Origin of the sequence: Streptomyces sp. NPDC091209 (assembly GCF_044757755.1) — a bacterium.
In the GTDB taxonomy this organism is placed as follows: Bacteria; Actinomycetota; Actinomycetes; order Streptomycetales; family Streptomycetaceae; genus Streptomyces.
The window spans coordinates 360,399-377,592 of sequence record NZ_JBIVVR010000005.1; the positions used below are offsets into that span (position 1 = coordinate 360,399).

General features: G+C 71.0%; 12 protein-coding genes and 1 pseudogene. 7 read left to right on the forward strand and 6 right to left on the reverse strand.

What is annotated here, in order from left to right:
• The first annotated feature begins 594 nt into the window (after nt 1–594).
• The 3 genes from ACIQRL_RS17145 to ACIQRL_RS17155 all read left to right on the forward strand — a co-directional run bounded on the left by ACIQRL_RS17145 (nt 595) and on the right by ACIQRL_RS17155 (nt 3,213).
• Nucleotides 595–1,548, forward strand: a complete 954-nt coding sequence (locus tag ACIQRL_RS17145; protein WP_401332030.1) for a helix-turn-helix domain-containing protein — start codon at nt 595–597, stop codon at nt 1,546–1,548.
• 131 nt (nt 1,549–1,679) lie between these two features.
• A complete protein-coding gene (locus ACIQRL_RS17150; protein WP_401332031.1) occupies nt 1,680–2,087 on the forward strand; it encodes a peptidase inhibitor family I36 protein in 408 nt (135 codons plus the stop codon).
• A 157-nt stretch (nt 2,088–2,244) separates the two neighbouring features.
• Nucleotides 2,245–3,213 (forward strand): hypothetical protein, encoded by a 969-nt coding sequence (locus tag ACIQRL_RS17155; protein ID WP_401332032.1) that lies wholly within the window; start codon nt 2,245–2,247, stop codon nt 3,211–3,213.
• 346 nt (nt 3,214–3,559) lie between these two features.
• Here ACIQRL_RS17155 and ACIQRL_RS17160 read toward each other — a convergent pair whose 3' ends face one another.
• Nucleotides 3,560–4,645 carry a WD40/YVTN/BNR-like repeat-containing protein gene (locus ACIQRL_RS17160; protein WP_401332033.1) on the reverse strand — a complete coding sequence of 362 codons (1,086 nt, stop codon included), beginning with the start codon at nt 4,643–4,645 and terminating at the stop codon, nt 3,560–3,562.
• Between the two features lie 295 nt (nt 4,646–4,940).
• On the opposite strand from ACIQRL_RS17160, the gene ACIQRL_RS17165 reads away from it, so the two are divergent.
• Nucleotides 4,941–5,519 (forward strand): hypothetical protein, encoded by a 579-nt coding sequence (locus tag ACIQRL_RS17165; protein WP_401332034.1) that lies wholly within the window; start codon nt 4,941–4,943, stop codon nt 5,517–5,519.
• 271 nt (nt 5,520–5,790) lie between these two features.
• Here the strand turns inward: ACIQRL_RS17165 and ACIQRL_RS17170 are convergent, their stop codons facing one another.
• The 3 genes from ACIQRL_RS17170 to ACIQRL_RS17180 form a co-directional block, all read right to left on the reverse strand.
• Entirely contained in the window at nt 5,791–7,839 is a 2,049-nt protein-coding gene (locus ACIQRL_RS17170) for a HEAT repeat domain-containing protein (protein WP_401332035.1), read from the reverse strand.
• Nucleotides 7,840–8,100: 261 nt separating this feature from the next.
• A complete protein-coding gene (locus ACIQRL_RS17175) occupies nt 8,101–9,969 on the reverse strand; it encodes a phosphatidylglycerol lysyltransferase domain-containing protein (protein ID WP_401332036.1) in 1,869 nt (622 codons plus the stop codon).
• A gap of 377 nt (nt 9,970–10,346) precedes the next feature.
• The gene (locus ACIQRL_RS17180; RefSeq protein WP_401332037.1) at nt 10,347–10,670 is read right to left on the reverse strand and encodes a hypothetical protein; all 324 of its coding nucleotides are present in this window, start codon (nt 10,668–10,670) and stop codon (nt 10,347–10,349) included.
• A gap of 525 nt (nt 10,671–11,195) precedes the next feature.
• Between ACIQRL_RS17180 and ACIQRL_RS17185 the strand changes: the two are divergent.
• Nucleotides 11,196–11,423 (forward strand): annotated as a pseudogene (locus tag ACIQRL_RS17185) (sigma factor-like helix-turn-helix DNA-binding protein); the annotation flags it as partial.
• A 243-nt stretch (nt 11,424–11,666) separates the two neighbouring features.
• On the opposite strand, the gene ACIQRL_RS17190 reads toward ACIQRL_RS17185, so the two are convergent.
• On the reverse strand, nt 11,667–12,746 hold the full coding sequence (locus ACIQRL_RS17190; protein ID WP_401332038.1) for an NADH:flavin oxidoreductase/NADH oxidase: 1,080 nt from the start codon (nt 12,744–12,746) through the stop codon (nt 11,667–11,669).
• 170 nt (nt 12,747–12,916) lie between these two features.
• On the opposite strand from ACIQRL_RS17190, the gene ACIQRL_RS17195 reads away from it, so the two are divergent.
• The gene (locus ACIQRL_RS17195) at nt 12,917–13,273 is read left to right on the forward strand and encodes an ArsR/SmtB family transcription factor (protein WP_401332039.1); all 357 of its coding nucleotides are present in this window, start codon (nt 12,917–12,919) and stop codon (nt 13,271–13,273) included.
• Nucleotides 13,274–13,634: 361 nt separating this feature from the next.
• Nucleotides 13,635–15,806 carry an RNA polymerase recycling motor ATPase HelR gene (gene helR / locus ACIQRL_RS17200; RefSeq protein WP_401332040.1) on the forward strand — a complete coding sequence of 724 codons (2,172 nt, stop codon included), beginning with the start codon at nt 13,635–13,637 and terminating at the stop codon, nt 15,804–15,806.
• Nucleotides 15,807–15,834: 28 nt separating this feature from the next.
• Here the strand turns inward: helR and ACIQRL_RS17205 are convergent, their stop codons facing one another.
• Entirely contained in the window at nt 15,835–17,190 is a 1,356-nt protein-coding gene (locus ACIQRL_RS17205; RefSeq protein ID WP_401332041.1) for a nucleobase:cation symporter-2 family protein, read from the reverse strand.
• Nucleotides 17,191–17,194: the final 4 nt, after the last annotated feature.

Genomic DNA, 17,194 nt, shown 5'->3' on the forward strand with positions numbered 1-17,194 from the left:
GACCGGGGATGACCGATTCGTCGTCGAATTGGACATCGGCGAGCACAAGACGCTTGCCGCAGAGGGTCGTTGGAGTCGTCTGGATCCAGGACCGCGCCCGCGTTCCAGTCGCGGCCCCGCGCAGCAGGCCGCCACTACGTACAGGCGGGCGACCGCTCTCGGCCCGGATGCGCCCAGGCGCGTGACCGCTCGGCCCGGAGCGTGTCGAGACGTTCGCGGCGCTGTCGGCGCGGCCGGTCGTGGTACTCGTCGACCGGGCCGTCTCGTGATCGCAAGGTGGACGTGTTTCAGTGGCATGGGCCGTTTGGGCCTCTGACGGATACAGCATTCCAAGTAGGTGTGGATACGTCGCACGCAGCGGACGACTCACTCGTTTGAAACGGTGATGGAAATTCAGCCACCCGCCGGATGGCCATGGTGATACGGGCCGACGAATACCGGAGTGGACGGGTCGGGCTGGAGCGATTGGCGTACGCGGAAATTCGGGCAGGTTTCTTGCGAGCCAGGCATTCCTGATATAGACAATGACCTACGAGGTACGGGGGCTCGTGGGGGTTGGGGATGCTACGGATTCATTTTACGACCGAAGATCTCTTGAAAACCAGGGTGGTCTCGGCGCCGGATCCCATGTGGGAACTGGTGCTGAGTGTCTTCCGATTACGCAGACGGCTGGCCGTGGCCCGGTACGAACCGTGGTATCGGCAGGTCAAGGCCGAAGCGGCCCGAAGTGATCTGCTGCAGCGCATTCGGCTCATGCTGATGCCCATGATCCCGGCCTCGGGATATTTTCCGGATTTTCTGACTCCGGAAAACCGAGGGCATGGAGGAATCGAATCGATCATCGAGGCGGTGGCCGGATGTCCGAAAAGAGTCCTCCGCGGCCAACTCGACCTCCTCGACCGAGGTCGGGGATCCGCTTGGCTGGAGCGGTTGTACGAGGCGGATTCCGCGGCCAGAGAAGACCTGCAAAAACTCTTGAGGGACTACCACCGTATCGCCCTCGTCCCTCACTGGAATGCGATCCGTAACAGCGTCGAGACGGATCGGGCCATTCGTACCCGGGCCCTTCTCGACGGCGGGGTCCATGGGCTGCTGCACAGCTACCGGCCGCTGATGCGGTGGGCGCCTCCTGTCCTGCATGTCCGGTATTCCGTTGATCAGACACTCCACCTGAACGGACGAGGACTGCTTCTGGCCCCGTCGCACTTCGGCCAGGGACCCGCGAACGCGCTCGCCGATCCCGCTCTGCCGCCCGTCCTCGTCTATCCCGCCGGGTACGACAAGGCGGCGGCGCCGGTGACGGTCCGGGCTCTGGGCCGGCTCATGGGCGGCACCCGTGCCTCCATCCTGATCGCCACCGAGACCGCGACCACATCCGGGGAACTCGCGCGCCGGGTGGGTGTGTCCGCCGCCACGGTGAGTCATCACCTCTCCGCGCTACGCGGGGCTGGTCTTCTGAGCACCCTGCATCGGGGCGAGCTCATTCTGCACACCCGTACGTCCACCGGATCCGCCTTGGTCAACGCGGCCCATACCTCAGGCACTTGAGATCGGAAACGTGACCAGGGCGCTCGTCACCTGCGCATTTCGACCACGGTGGAAAGGGCTGTCCCTCAACCGAACACGCTGGCGAGTATGGCTTCCAGCCCGCATCCGTACCGGAAGGGATACGCCACACCATGAGGAACATACGTCGCCCGGCAGCCCTCGCAGGAGTCGCGGCCGTCCTGGCCGCCGGCGCCACCGCCCTCACCATCAGCCCCGCGGCAGCGGCCGACACGACCTGCTCCAGCGGTTACGCCTGCATTTACTACCACCCCAACTACCAGGGGGCCTTCTTCAAGCAGTTCCCCAACATCCCCAACTACTCCGGCTACACCTTCACGACGAGCGCCAACGGCAGTGACGGCGCGGGCCAGGGCGTCCGGAACAACGCCGCTTCGGTCGACAACTGGGACTTCAACAACGCCTTCACCGTGTACTACCACGTGAACTACACCGGAGCGAGCCAGCGCTTCGCCGCGGGCGGCGGCGGAAACTTCAACACCACGCTGCGCAACGAGAACGCATCGGGCAAGTTCGGCTGATGCGGCCGAACGTCTTGACCGACTGAGGTCTGTTCACCGCAGCCTCACGCAGGGGGTGCCCCGCTCCGAAGACACCGGGCGGGGCATCCCCCGTGCCCCGGCCGCATGCTCGGCCGTCCTTGCGTACCCACCCATCGCATCGAGGACACACCGGCTCATGACTTCGTTTCCTACGCCCGGCCGTCCGAAAGCCGCCGTCGTCCTGGCGACGGCCGCCGTGCTCATGGCCGCGGGCTGTTCCTCGTCCTCGCCGTCGTCTTCCGGGCCTCCCCGGGCGAAGGGCGCGGCCGTCGTCATGCCGGAGGTTTCCTCCGTGCCGAGGCTGATCACGGCAGCCGACCGGACGCTGCCGATAGCCCCCTATCTCCTGAGCGACCAGCAGTCGGACGAACTGACCGCGGCCCAGGCCAAGTTGACGGAACAGTGCATGGTCCGGTTCGGGTTCCGCTATACGTCTCCCGCCCCGACCCCGGTGTTCAGGCCGAGGACCCCCACCCAGTTCCGGTACGGAGTGACCGACCCCAAGGCGGCGGCGGTCGACGGATTCGCTCCGGCCGGCAGCAGAACCGCTCCGGCGCCCGCCGAACACGCTTCGGTGTCCGCGGAGATGACGCTCGTACTGACGGGAACGAACGACCCGCACGTCAAACCCGGCTCCACCGCGGCCGGCGGGCAGGTCCACAAGGGCCGGAAGATCCCGGTCGGCGGATGTGTCGGTGAGGCTCGGGCGCGACTGCTCTCCGAAGGGCCGGAAGCCGGAGGCGACGCGGAGCTCCCCAACGCCATCAACATCGACAGCTTCGAGTCCTCGCGGAAACATCCCCTGGTCAGAGCCGTATTCGCCAAGTGGTCGCAGTGCATGGAAGCCCGCGGCTTTTCCTACCCCGACCCGCTCGCCTCCACCGGCGACCGTGCCTGGCGCACCAGGACCGCGTCGGCGAAAGAGAAGGCGGCAGCCCGCGCCGACGCGGACTGCAAGATGCGGAACAACGTCGTCGGCGTCTGGTACGCGGTCGACGCCGCCTTGCAGCGGCAGGCGATCGAGAAGAACAGCGCGGCTCTGGACAAGATCAAAAAGGCGATCCGTGTCCGGGTGAAAATCGCGGCGGCCGTGCTCGACGGATGATGGGCCCACCGGATCGGTGCCGGGTTCGCGTGGGTACGCGTGGTCCTCGCGGAGGGTGAGCGGGGAGTCGCGCTGGATCCGGCGCGGTCGTCCGGCCGGGCCGGATCGACGACCGGATCGACGAGGAGCGAACTCGTGGAGCTGGTCCCCGCCGACGTCCATGAAGGAGGTCTCCGAGCGCAGGATTCCCGGCACCGCGGGCCGGCGGAGCCTTCGGGGCTTCCGGACCGCGGCAGCGCTCGGACCGTGACCACGTTCAGCCGTGACCGTGATCAAGTCACGCCGCTCACACAGCGACCGTGCTCGACCCGCTGTTCACGCCACGCTGTTCCGGGCGTGAGCGCGCTCAGGCCGTGACCGCCGCGCGGACGCACAGGACGTCCGGCAGATGCGAGGCGAGCTGCTGCCAGCTGTCGCCGTCGTCCGCCGACGCGTACACCTCGCCGTTGCGATTTCCGAAGTAGACGCCCGCCGGATCCGCGCCGTCCGTGCACAGCGCGTCGCGCAACACCGTGCCGTAGTGGTCCTCCGCGGGCAGTCCCGCTGTCAGCGGCTCCCAGTTCACGCCCGCGTCCTCCGTACGGAAGACGCGGCACCGCCGGTCGGCCGGGACCCGGTCCGAATCCGCGTTGATCGGGAAGACGTACGCGGTGTCGCCGCGGTGCGGATGCGTGGCCGCCGCGAACCCGAAGGTGGACGGCAGGCCCGCGCCGATGTCGGTCCACTGCCCACCCGCGTCGTCGCTTCGATACACCCCCCAGTGGTTCTGGAGGTAGAGCCGGTCCGGGTTCGCCGCGTCACGCGCGACCTTGTGCACGCACTGTCCGAACTCCGGGTTCGGATCGGGCAGGAACACCGCGGAGACACCGGAGTTGGCGGGCTCCCAGCTCGCGCCGCCGTCGGCGGTGCGGAAGACTCCGGCCGTGGAGACGGCGACCGTCACGGCCCGGGGATCGCGCTCGTCGGTGAGGATGGTGTGCAGCCCCTCACCGCCCCCGCCCGGGACCCACTTCGAGCGCGTGGGGTGCTCCCACAGGGGACGGACGAGTTCGAAGGACTCGCCCCGGTCCTCCGAGCGGTACAACGCGGCCGGTTCCGTTCCCGCGTACACCACGTCCGGTTCGGCGGCCGCCGGGTGCAACTGCCATACCCGCTCCAGCGAGGCGCCCGTCTCCTTGGGGAACTTGACCGCGGGCCGCGCCGGTTCGGTCCATGTCAGGCCCAGGTCGTCGGAGTGGAACACGGACGGGCCCCAGTGAGCGCTGTCCCCGCCGACCAGCAGCCGCGGTCGGCGGCCGCGTGAGTCGATCGCGACCGAGTAGACGGCCTGTGCGTTGAAGTACGGATTCTCGTCGAACTCCCAGGCGCCGTCGCGCCGTCGTCCGATGAAGAGACCCTTGCGGGTGCCCACGGTGAGCAGTACGTCGGCCATGGCCGACCACCTCCGCGACGTCGTTGTCTGCGCTACGGGCCAGTCTGCACCCCGGCACCGACAGTCACCTCTCGGCCTCGCGTTTTCGCAGCTCGGACGGGTCGCGTCGCCGGACGGCGGGGGTCCGCGGCGCCGGTCGTGGTTCCGGCCTGGGCCCGCTCGCCGGGCGGGCCGAGCGGAACGTACCTCCCGCGGCGGACGAGCCGACGGGCGCGGGACGTGAGCATCGCGCGGAGCAGGCGCGTAAGGGAGGGAGATGTGGCGGGTTCGCGCGGTGGTGAGGAGGATGCCTCTGATGGCGGCATTCCGTGGTCCTGAGGTCTGGCTGTGGCGGTGGCGGCGGAACCCGCTACGGCGGCGGAGCGATGTCCTGGAGGCCTGGATCATGCTCGCGGCCTGGGCGCTCACGGTGCTCGGCGGGGCGGTCACGGGCCTGGCGACCATGCGCGCCGTGGAGCACGGTCTCGCCCAGCAGCGCGCGCAGTGGCACGCCGTCCCCGCTCAGCTGACCGAGGACGCGCCGGAGGCGGGCGCGAGGGAGCAGGCCGGTCGCGTCGTCTGGACGAAGGTCCGCTGGACCGCGCCGGACGGTACTCCTCGATCCGGCCGGGTACGGGTCTACGCAGGCACCTCGGCGGACACCCCGGTCATGGTGTGGACCGACCCGCACGGGCGCCTTGTCACCCGACCCGCCACCGTCGCGGTGGCCCGGCTGCGGGCCAGTCTGATGGGCGCCTTCGGGGGCGCGGGAGCGGCGAGCGTCCCCTTCCTCACCGGGCGCCTGCTCCGCGGCCGCCTGGAACGGCGGCGCATGGAACGGTGGGACGAGGAGTGGGAGCGGATCGGACCCCAGTGGGGCCGGATGACGAGCTGACCACCCCTTCGGCGCACGGCGCTCGCCAGTTTCCGGCCAGCGCACGGTGCTCGACGGATCCGGCCGGAGACCCGCCCGGCAAACCGACCGCATGCCACCCCGACACCAGCTCCTGACACCCGGCCCCACCGGGACCTGGCCCCACCGGGAGCCGGCCCCACCGGGACCTGGCCCCGGCCTCCAGGCCTCGGCCCCCCGGCCTCGACGGCCGGGCTGCGGCACCCAGGCCCGGCATCCGCGCCCGGCACCCGGGGTCTGGATGTCGGCTGCGCTAGGCGGTCTGCAGAGCCGCGACGCAGTCGCGCAGGAGGAGTTCGTCGTCGAGGACGTCGTGGCTGCCGTGGCCGCCGGAGCGGGCGCGGTGTCGCCGGGGCGAGGCCAGTTCCGTGCGCGGCAGGTCGTGGACGGGCGTGCCCGCGCCGCCCATCCGGACGAGACACGCGGTGATGGTCCGCCGGGTGTACGGGTTCTGCCGCCAGGCGGCTCGGAACACCGGCAGCACGGGTTCCGGGTCTCCGGAGATGTCCCACAGGGCGCAGGCGGCGGCCGTCCGCTCCCACACCTCGGGGAAGTCCGTGAGACGGCGTAGCCCGGGGAGCGCGGGTGCGGCCGCCGCCCCCATGCGGCCGAGGGCCTCGGCCGCCGTCCGGGGACCGCCTGCGTACCGAGCCGAAGCCAGCGCCCCGAGCAGCGTCGGGAGGACCGTCTCGGCGTCCGACTCCACGGACCAGAGCGCGTCGGCCGCCGCCACGGCGTTCTCGCCCGTCAGCAGGTCCCGCAGCGCCGGTATCGCTTCGTGCGCCGATGGCCCGAACGCGCCGAGCGTCCTGGCCAGTGCCTTCAGCAGAGCGTCCCGGAGCCGCAGTTCGCGCGGTGTGCCGTGCAGCAGCCGCAGCACCTCCGGCACGGCGGCGGAGTGCCCGAGTGCGCCGAGTCCGTGGAGCAGGGGTGCGGCCCGGCCGTAGGTCTCCGGGTCGTCGAGGGGGACCTCGGCCAGCCGCTCCCGCAGCAACGGAGCCAGGGGAGCCGCGGCCCGGCCCAGATGCCCGATCGCGTACCCGGTCTCGTTCGGCACCACCGGGCGGCGCAGCACCTCCGCGAGGGCCGGTACCGCCCGCGCGTCCCCACATCTGGCCAGGGCTTTGAGAGGGCGGCTCAGCGTTGTCGTACCGCGCCCCCGGGGGTCCGGGCCCGACTCCACGAGGGCGGCGAGCCGGTCGGCCGCCGGTACGGCCAGTGTGAAGAGGAACTCCAGGACGGAGACCGCGGCCCAGCGCAACCGCTCCTCGTCCGAGCCGAGTTGCTCACCGATCAGCGCGATCGGCTCCTCGTAGTCGGCACGCCATTCGCGGAACAGCCCCGCCGACATCCACACGGCGTTGCACCGGTCGGCCGTGTCCTGGCTGCTCAACTGCCCTTCGAGCAGGGCGATCCGGTCCGCGGTGCGGGCGCCCAAAGCCTTGTGGAGCGTCCGGAGCAGCTGGGCGCCCTCCTCGTCCGCGGGGCGCATGCGGCGCAGACTGCCGATGAGGGTGTCGGAGGACGTCCGGAGGGGCTCGTCGGACGGCCGGAAGCGTTGTGATCTGGTGTGGAGCAGCGCGACGACCGTGGGCACGAGGTCGGCGGGCAGCCGGTCGGGGGCGCACGAGGCGAGCTGTCCGAGCGCCGCGAGCCGCAGCCCCGGGTCGTGCGGGGCGGCGCACAGCGACACCAGGCAGTCCACCGCGGGGACCGCGGCATCGGCGTAGAGCCGGGCGAAGAGCCCGAGGCTCTCGACCAGCGCCGGCCGGACGCCGTCCTCGGGCTCGTCGTGCAGCCGCTCCCTCAACAGGGCCAGTACACGCGGCGGTTCGTCGTGGAAGCGTACGAGCGCGGACGGCACGGCGCGGCGCACCTCCGGGTCCGCGTCGGCGACGAGGTCCAGGAAGACCGCGGCACCCGCCCGGATCGCTGTGCGCGCCATCGCGTAGTTGTCGTCCTCGGGGTCCTCCGCGTCCCGGCCGGGTACGGCATCGTCCGCGCCGTCCTCGGAGTCGTCCTCGTCGTCCGATCCGCCGATGCTGGCGAGCAGCTCCACGATTCCGCCCCGGTCGGGGAGTCCCGTGTGTCCGGCGAGCGCGAAGAGGAAGGGGATGGACGCCAGGGTCGAGTCGTACACATCGCCCTGATGGTGCACGGCCCCGTACATCCCGTCGAGCGCGGTCTCCCGCTCCTGGGGGAGCGGCGAGGCGAGTCCCCGCAGCAGCTCCGGCACGTCCGCGGCGCTTCCGTAGGCATGCTCCATCGAGGCCCAGTCGACCTCGTCGATCCCCCTGAACACGGTGTCCTCCCCAGGCGTACGGCCATTGATCGTGAGTGTGCACCACGGCACTGACAGTGACGCCCGAGAGCGGCCCCGTCGATGGCGTCAACCCAGCCAACTACCGAGCGAACGGCCGCTTTACGACGGTTGGCCGCGGCGACGCCGGCCGGGCGGAGGGCCCGGCCGGGCGGGGGAGCCCCGGGACAGCGCCGCCGGACACCCTGTTGGGTGCCCGGCGTGGGTGCCCACGGCGAGGTGACCGCCGGCTACGTCGCGAACCTAGGGGCGCGGTGTGGACGAGACGGGGGGAGCGGGCTGTGCGGCGGGCGCCGCGAGGGGCGGCTCGGGGGGTCGCCGATCCGGGTGGGCCGCGCGCCGGGAGGCGAACCGGGGCAGGGTCGGCGGGGCGAGGAACCCCTCCGCGCGGGCCGCGGCGATGCCGATACGGGGAAGGTCGGCGCTCTTCTCGAAGAGGAGGTAGCGAGGTTCCCAGACCGGCCGGTACTTGGCGTTGGCCCGGTAGAGGGACTCCAGCTGCCACCAGCGCGACAGGAACGTCAGCACCGAGCACCACAGGCGCAGCACGGGTCCCGCGCCCAGCCGGGTGCCGCGTTCGAAGACGGACCGGAACATCGCGAAGTTCAGGGACACCCGCTCGACGCCGATCTCCTCGGCGCGCAGCAGCAGCTCGATCACCATGAACTCCATGAGCCCGTTCTCGGAGTCCCGGTCGCGGCGCATCAGGTCCAGCGACAGGCCCCGTTCGCCCCACGGCACGAAGCTCAGTACGGCCCGGGGTTCCCCTTCGCTGTCATGGCACTCCAGCATCACGCACCGTCCGTCGGCCGGGTCTCCCAGCCGGCCGAGCGCCATGGAGAAGCCACGTTCGGTCTCACCGTCGCGCCACTGGTCCGCCTTGTCCGTCAGGGCGGCCATCTCGGCGTCGGGAATGTCCTCGTGGCGTCGGACGCGGACCGTGTAACCGGCGCGCCGCACGCGGTTGTGAGCCTGCCGGACGCCCCGCATGGCGCGTCCCTCCAGGGTGAAGTCGGACCGGTCCACTATGGCTTCGTCGCCGAGCTCCAGGGCGTCCAGGCCGTGCCGGGCGTAGACGGTCCCGGCCTCCTCGCTCGCGCCCATCACCGCGGGGGTCCACGCGTGACGCCGGGCCTCCCGCAGCCATGCCTCGATCGCGCCGGGCCAGGCCTCGGGGTCGCCGATCGGGTCGCCGGAGGCGAGGGTCACGCCGCCGCCGACGCCGTACGCGATCGCCGCCTTGCCGCTCGGGGACCAGATGACCGCCTTGTCGCGGCGCAAGGCGAAGTAGCCGAGCGAGTCGCGTTCCCCGTGCCGGGCCAGCAGGGCGCGCAGCCGTGTCTCGTCCTCCTCGCCGAGGAGTTCGAGGCCGCGCGGGGAGCGGAAGCACGCGTAGAGCACCAGCAGGAAGGTGGCGGCCATCAGGACGTTGATCAGGATGTCGACCCAGCGGGGCGCGACGACGGTGTCGAAGCGGTCGGCGAGCGGACCGACGCTGATTCCACGCAGCAGGGTGTAGGCGATCCGGTCGCTCAGCGGGGTTCCCGACACGCGGTTGGTGGCGCTGACCAGCAGGGTGCCGAGGGTGGCGCTGACGATCAGACCGCCGGTGCCGACGGCCAGCGCGAGGCGGGGATTCGAGCGGTCCCCGACGGCGTGGAACTCCTTGCGACCCAACAGGAGGGCGGCGACGAAGAGGGCGGTGAGCAGGGCCGAGATCCAGTTGAAGACGTGCCCTCGGTAGCGGTCCTGGGTCAGCGCGACGGTGTAGAGCGCGAGGAGCGGCCCGGCCAGCAGCAGATTGAAGATCCAGGCGGCCCGTTTGCGGCGCCGCATCACCAGCGCGAGAAACAGGGCCAGCGCGGCCGAGATCAGTCCGGCGGTGGCCAGGTACGGGGTGAAGAACTCGCCGCCGTTGTGCTCGTGCACCTCTTCGCGGAACGGCAGCGAGATCACCGCGACGATATTGAGGACGGCGAGCAGCCGCAGATACCAGACGGTGAGCGCGGCCGCCCGTGGCCGGATTCCGACGCCTGTTGGTCCGGCCCCGGTCCCCCGGCGCGAGCTCGCGTTCCGCTGTTCCGGGATGAGCGCTGACTGTTGTACGGACACCGTGGAGCATCACCTTGGGGAGAGGCCGGGAAAACCGGTGGGGACAGAGGCCGGAACACTACATCTTGTAGGGAAGAGTGGGGTTATGGCCAGGCAGAGTCGGCGTGAAGAGGTAAGGAGGTATTGAGAATGGAGAGGTAAGGCGGTGTTGAGGATAAGGCCCGCCGGTCCGCGTCACACCTGCCTGTCGGCCGCCGGTCCGCGGCTCGCCCGCCCGCTCGGCCCGAACGGCAGGCGCGGGCTCGGCGGTGCCGGGGTGCGGAGCCCGGCCCAGGCCCCGGAACCGCGCCACATGTCCGCGGCTCGGCCCTCGTGGCGGCCGAGCCGGATTCTGTCAGGGGCGAGCCGGATTTCTCAACGGCGTCGGCCCGGATGCCTCAGCGGCGGCCCGGGGTCCCCCGGTCGCGACCCGAGTTCTCGAAATGTCTGCCCGGACGCGGGTCCCCGCCGTCACCGAGCGGGCGGTCGCGGGTGGTCGCCCACCAGACGAGGTCGCCGAATGCCGCGCCCGCCGAAACCAGGGCCGTGATCACCCCGGCCATGGTCACCGCGTCGCCCAGGTGCGGGCGCCCGTGCAGGGCGTGCAGGTCGAAGCCGCACAGGTGGTAAACACCCAGCGCGGCGATCCCGAGGCTCGGTACGAGCAGTGCCAGCACGGACGCCGGTCCGCGTGCCGTGTGCCCGGCGTCACGTTCCTTCACAGGCTCCCCCTGACATAAGACGCTCACCGCCGGGACCCTACAGTACGTAGGGTCGCCCTGTCCTGGCCGTGCCTCACCCGTGCTCCACCCGTGTCCGGCCGGGTACCCCGGGCGACGCCCGCCAAGCGGGCCCGGTGGTCCTGGCTCACCGTGATCCGGATCACGGGCGCGGCACCGACCGGACGCCCGGCCGGTTTCCGTACCCGTCCACGACGTCCTCACCCCGGATACGAGGATGAGGGCCCTCATGGCTGCTGGGCGGTGCACTCGCATGCTGCGAGCCACGATGTTCGCGGCCGTCCGCGTGGTGGTCGCCGCCCTCGGCCACGTGATGATGTCCGGCTCGCCGGTGGCCTGATGGGCGATGGCCGGCGCGGAAGCGGGAACGGCCGGCGCGGAAACGGAAGCGGAGTGGGCTCTGAGGGCATGGCCGCGATGGAGGCCATGGGGGTGGGGCACATCGGTTCCGGCGCCCTGGCACATTCGTTCGCGGGGGGACGCGAGGGCGGCTCCCTTTCCTCGTTCGACCTGCCGGCCGCGTTCCCCGGTGACCGGCGCGAGGCGTTCGTCCTCACCCAACTCATGGGCCTGCCTTACGCGGAGGCCGCCCTGGTCGGCGACTGCCCGGTCGGAACGGTCCGCTCGTGTGTGGCACGGGCCCGCGCGACCCTGATCGCGCTGCTCGCCGAAACGGAGACCGAAGGTCAGACCGAAACGGAGGCCGAGATGACGGCCCCGCGGGCCGCGGCGTGAACGAGCGGGTCGGGGGCCGACCGTTTCGGCCGAACCCGACCCGCACGGGCATCTCGACAGGCCGGATCCTGAAGGGAGTTGGCAGGCGGTTGGGAGAGCCTGCGCAACGAGAGGGCGAAAAGGGAGTGCGGGAGGGGAATCCGCTCGGGCTCCCGGAGCAGGTACCGAGAGCCACCGCGACCATCCGGTGTGGGCCGACCGCCCGCTGCCGGGCCCCACTTCGGCGCCTTCGCGGGCCGACGCCTAGACGGAGCGGTGGTACTGCTCCGGCACGTGTACCTCGGCTCCGAGGTCGCGTGCGGCGAGCCGGGCGAAGGACGGGTTGCGCAGCAACTCACGGCCCAGCAGCACCGCGTCGGCCTCCCCGTTCGCGATGATCTTCTCCGCCTGCTCGGCCTCGGTGATGAGGCCGACGGCGGCGACGGCCAGTGACGTCTCCCTCTTCACCCGTGCGGCGAACGGGACTTGATAGCCGGGTCCGACGGGAATCCGTACGCCCGAGGCGTTCCCGCCCGTCGACACATCGAGCAGGTCCACGCCGTGCTCGTGCAGTTCGGCGGCGAAGCGGACGGTGTCGTCCGTGCTCCAGCCCGCGTCCTCCAGCCAGTCGGTGGCCGAGATGCGGAAGAACAGGGGCTTGTCGTCCGGCCAGATCTCCCGTACGGCGTCGACGACTTCGAGGGCGAACCGGGTGCGGTTCTCGTACGAGCCGCCGTAAGCGTCGGTGCGGTGGTTGGAGTGCGGGGAGAGGAACTCGTTGATGAGGTAGCCGTGGGCGCCGTGGATCTCGACGATCTCGAAACCGGCGGCCAGCGCGCGGCGGGCCGCGTCCGCGAACTGGCCCACGATCTCCCGGATTCCGGCGACCGTCAGCTCGTCGGGAACCGGGTGCCCCTCGGCGAACGGGAGCGCGCTCGGGGCGAGCGCCCGCCAGCCGTACGCGTCCGGGCCCACGGGGGCGCCGCCCTTCCAGGGGCGGTCGGTCGAGGACTTGCGCCCACCGTGCCCGAGTTGGACGGCCGGCACCGTGCCCTGGGAGGTGAGGAACCGTGTGATGCGGCGGAACGCCTCGACCTGCGTGTCGTTCCAGATGCCCAGGTCGTACGGGGAGATCCGGCCCTCGGGCGAGACGGCGGTCGCCTCGATGATGACCAGTCCCGTTCCGCCGGTGGCGCGGGCCGCGTAGTGGGCGAAGTGCCAGTCGTGCGGGGCGCCCGCCGAGGGTCCGTCGGGCGCGGCCGAGTACTGGCACATCGGGGGCATCCACACCCGGTTGGGGATGGTGACGTCGCGCAGGACGTAGGGCTCGAAGAGCGCGCTCACGGCCGACTCCATTCGTCGCGGGACCGGTGTACGGCTCGTACGATAAGCATCGTAGTATGGCGAGTGTCAAACTACGATGGGTCTCGTACAATGGCCGCGTCGGGTGAAGCCCGCGGACATGCCCGAGGCGCCCGTCGAAGACCGAGGTCCCCGGACGAAGTGGAGCCGCCGTGACGACCGCCGCCACCGCTGCCAATGGCCGTGATCTGCCGCACCCCGGGCGGGACGAGATCCGGCTGGAGTCGGTGCTGCACGCGCTGTCCGACCCGATGCGGCTCCGGATCGTGCGCGAGCTCGCCGCCGAAGGACGAGAACTCTCCTGCTCGGACTTCGTTCTGCCGGTCACCAAGTCCACGACGACGCACCACTTCCGGGTGCTCCGTGAGAGTGGGGTCGTCCGCCAGGTCTACCGCGGCACGGCGAAGCTGAACGGACTGCGCGCGGACGACCTCGACGCACTGTTCCCCGGCCTCCTGGACCGCGTCCTGGAGGCCGCCTCCGGGCAGGCCGCGCGACTGGCGCCGTGACGGGTCGCGACGGTCGACCGTGGCAGGTCACGACAGGTGAGGGTCCTGCCCGTCGATGACGGATGGCAGGGGGGAGGGGGAACGGGCAAAGAGGAACGCCCACTCCTTGCCACTCTCAACGTATAGCGCACCGGGGGGCTTGCGGCAAGGCCCCGGGTGTGCCGCAGAATCACTGGCCGAGGCCAGGACCTGCGGAAATGGGAGATTCACGAAGTGCGTGTGCTTGTGTCGATCGATGGTGCGTGCGGCTCCGGCGCACCCGTGGCGGGAATCGCTCCGAGGCCGCGGGTGTCCGGCGACGACGTGCGGACGGGCACGCGACCGCCCTGCGCGGCCGCGACCCCGGATCGGAGCCGCTGACATGAACCCCTTGACCACCAGCGCGTTCCGCCTTCCCGGCCACCTTTCCGCCAAGGCCGACCCGGCGCTGATCTCCGGCGACGAGCGGCACTTCGCGGCCATCGCGGAGAGCCTGGAGCAGGCGATCGGTGAACTGTCCGACCGTCTCGACGCCGCGCGCAGGGCGCCCGGCGGCATCGGCCGCGAGGCGATGGAACGGGACCTGGAGATCCACCGGCTGACCGGTCGGCTGCGCACCCTGCGCCGCTTCGGCCTCGACCTCTGCCTCGGACACATCGTCGGCGCGGACAACCCCGAGCCTGTGTACATCGGGCGCCTCGGCCTCACCGACAGCGAAGGCCGCAGGCTGCTGACCGACTGGCGCTCTCCCGCGGCCGAGCCGTTCTTCGGCGCGACCCACGCTCAACCGATGGGTCTGGTGAGCCGTCGCAGGTATCGCTGGGCCCAGGGCCGGATCAGCGACTACTGGGACGAGGTGTTCACCGCCGACGGCCTGGAGCGGAATGCCGCGCTCGACGACCAGTCCGCCTTCATCGCGAGCCTGGGCGGCAACCGTTCGGCCCGGATGCGGGACGTGCTCGCCACCATCCAGGCCGACCAGGACGCCATCATCCGCGCGGGATCCCGCGGCGCTCTCGTCGTCGACGGCGGTCCGGGCACGGGCAAGACGGTCGTCGCCCTGCACCGCTCCGCCTATCTCCTCTACTCCGATCCGCGCCTCGGCCACCGGCGCGGCGGCGTGCTGTTCGTCGGTCCCCACCAGCCCTACCTCGCCTACGTCGCCGACGTCCTGCCCAGCCTCGGAGAGGAGGGTGTGCGGACCTGCACCCTGCGGGACCTGGTCGCCGAGGGCACCGGAGCGGCGATCGAGCCCGACCCGGACGTGGCCCTCCTGAAATCGTCCGCGGACCTGGTGCGCGCGATCGAGAAGGCCGTCAGGTTCTACGAGGAGCCGCCCACCCGGGCGATGACCGTGACGACCCCCTGGGCCGAGGTCCGGCTGAGCGCCGACGACTGGGCCGAGGCGTTCGAAGCGGCGGGCCCCGGGACGCCGCACAACGAGGCGCGCGACCTGATCTGGGAGGAACTCCTCACGATCCTGCTGGACAGGCACGACGACGACGTTCCGCCCGAGCTGTTCCGGCGGGCGATGCTGCACGACCAGGAACTGACGGAAACCCTGGACCGCGCATGGCCGCTGCTCGAAGCGGCCGACCTTGTCGGAGACCTGTGGTCCGTCCCCGCCTACCTGCGGATGTGCGCCCCCTGGCTCGGCCCCGACGACGTACGGAAGTTGCGGCGCAAGAGTGCTCCCCACGCCTGGACGGTGTCCGACCTGCCGCTCCTGGACGCCGCACGGCAGCGGCTCGGCGACCCGGAGACGGCCCGGCGCAAGCGCCGCCACGAGGCCGTTCTCGCCGCGCAGCGCGAGAGCATGGCGCAGGTCGTCGGCAACCTGATCGACGCCGCGGCCGACTCCGGCGCCGACGGTGACGACGGCGAAGGCCTGGTGACGATGCTGCGTGGCGAGGACGCCAAGGTCAGCCTGGTCGACGAGTCCGAACTGCCCACCGTCGAACCGGACCTGCTCGCCGGTCCGTTCGCGCACATCGTCGTGGACGAGGCACAGGAACTCACCGACGCGGAATGGCAGATGCTGCTGCTGCGCTGTCCGTCCAGGAGCTTCACGATCGTCGGGGACCGTGCCCAGGCCCGGCACGGATTCGCCGAATCCTGGCGGGAACGGCTCCAGCGGATCGGGCTCGATCGCATCGACGTGGCCTCCCTGACCATCAACTACCGCACACCCGAAGAGGTCATGGCGGAGGCCGAGTCGGTGATCCGGGCCGCGCTCCCGGACGCCAACGTGCCGACCTCCGTCCGTAGTTCGGGTGTCCCCGTCGTCCACGGTTCCGTCGGCGAACTGGAGTCGATCCTCGACACCTGGCTCCTCACCCACGCCGAGGGGATCGCCTGCGTCATCGGCGACCCCACGTTCCGGACGACACCCCGGATCCGGTCGCTGACACCGGAGTTGTCGAAGGGCCTCGAGTTCGACCTGGTCGTCCTCATCGACCCGGAGAGGTTCGGCGAGGGCGTGGCGGGCGCGGTCGACCACTACGTCGCGATGACCCGCGCGACCCAGCAACTCGTCGTCCTCACGAGTCCCTGATCCCGGCGGACACACGGCCGGACAGGTCCTAGGCGTCGGCCGAGGCGGCCTCGGGTTCAGCGCCGGTCTCCGCCGGACTCGGGCGGCCCGGAAGGTGGTTGAACAGCAGGTTCAGTACGACCGCAGTCAGGCATCCCGCGCTGATGCCGCTGTTCATCACCGTCTGGAACCAGTCGGGGAACTTCGCGTAGACCGTCGGCACTCCGACCGGCAGCATGCCGATCGCGACCGAGACAGCCACCACCGTCAGGTTGTCGTTGCCCTTGAAGTCCACCTCGGCGAGGGTGCGCAGCCCGCTGGCGGCGACGGTGCCGAACATCACCAGGCCCGCGCCGCCGAGCACGGGGGCGGGAATCGCCGCGACCACGGCACCCAGCTTCGGCAGCAGCCCGAGCACGACGAGGATGCCGCCGGCCGCGGCGACCACCCAGCGGCTGCGCACCCGGGTCATCCCGACGAGGCCCACGTTCTGCGCGAACGCCGTGTACGGGAAGGTGTTGAAGACGCCGCCGAGGACGGTGGACAGACCGTCGGCGCGCAGACCGTCCGCGAGGGTCCGCGTCTCGATCGGCCGGCCGGTCATCTCGCCCACCGCGATGAAGTCGCCGGTCGTCTCGGTCATGGTCACCAGGGCCACCACCAGCATCGAGACGATCGCGGAGGCGTGGAACGAGGGCGCCCCGAAGTGGAACGGGGTGCTGATTCCGACCCAGTCGGCGTCCCCGACCCCGCCGAAGTCCGTGAACCCGAACGGCACCGCGACCACGAGACCCACGGCGATACCGATGAGGACCGCGATGCGCCCGAGGAAGGCCGGTGCGAACCGCTGCACACCCAGCACCACGGCCAGGACGAAGCCGGCGAGCGCCAGGTTCTTCGGCTCCCCGAAGTCCTTCGAACCGACGCCTCCCGCGGCCCAGTTGCCCGCCACCGGCAGCAGCGAGAGACCGATGATCAGGATGACCGTGCCCGTGACCAGCGGCGGGAAGAAGCGCAGCAGCCTTCCGAACACCGGGGCGAGCAGGACGATCGCGAGGCCCGCGACGATCACCGATCCGTAGATCGCGGGAAGTCCGCCGCCCGTCGTGCCGATGAGCACCATGGGGGAGACGGCGGCGAAGGTGCACCCCTGCATGATCGGCAGCCGCACCCCGAAGCGCCAGAAACCCACACACTGGATCAGCGTCGCGATGCCGCACACCAGGAGATCCGCGGTGATCAGGTACGCCAGGTCGGCGGGCGACAGCTTCATCGCGCCGCCCACGATCAGCGGAACCGCCACCGCGCCCGCGTACATCGCGAGGACGTGCTGGAGACCGAAGGCGGCCAGTTGGCGTACGGGTGGAACCTCGTCGACGGGATGCACGGGAGCGGTGGTTGCCATGGGC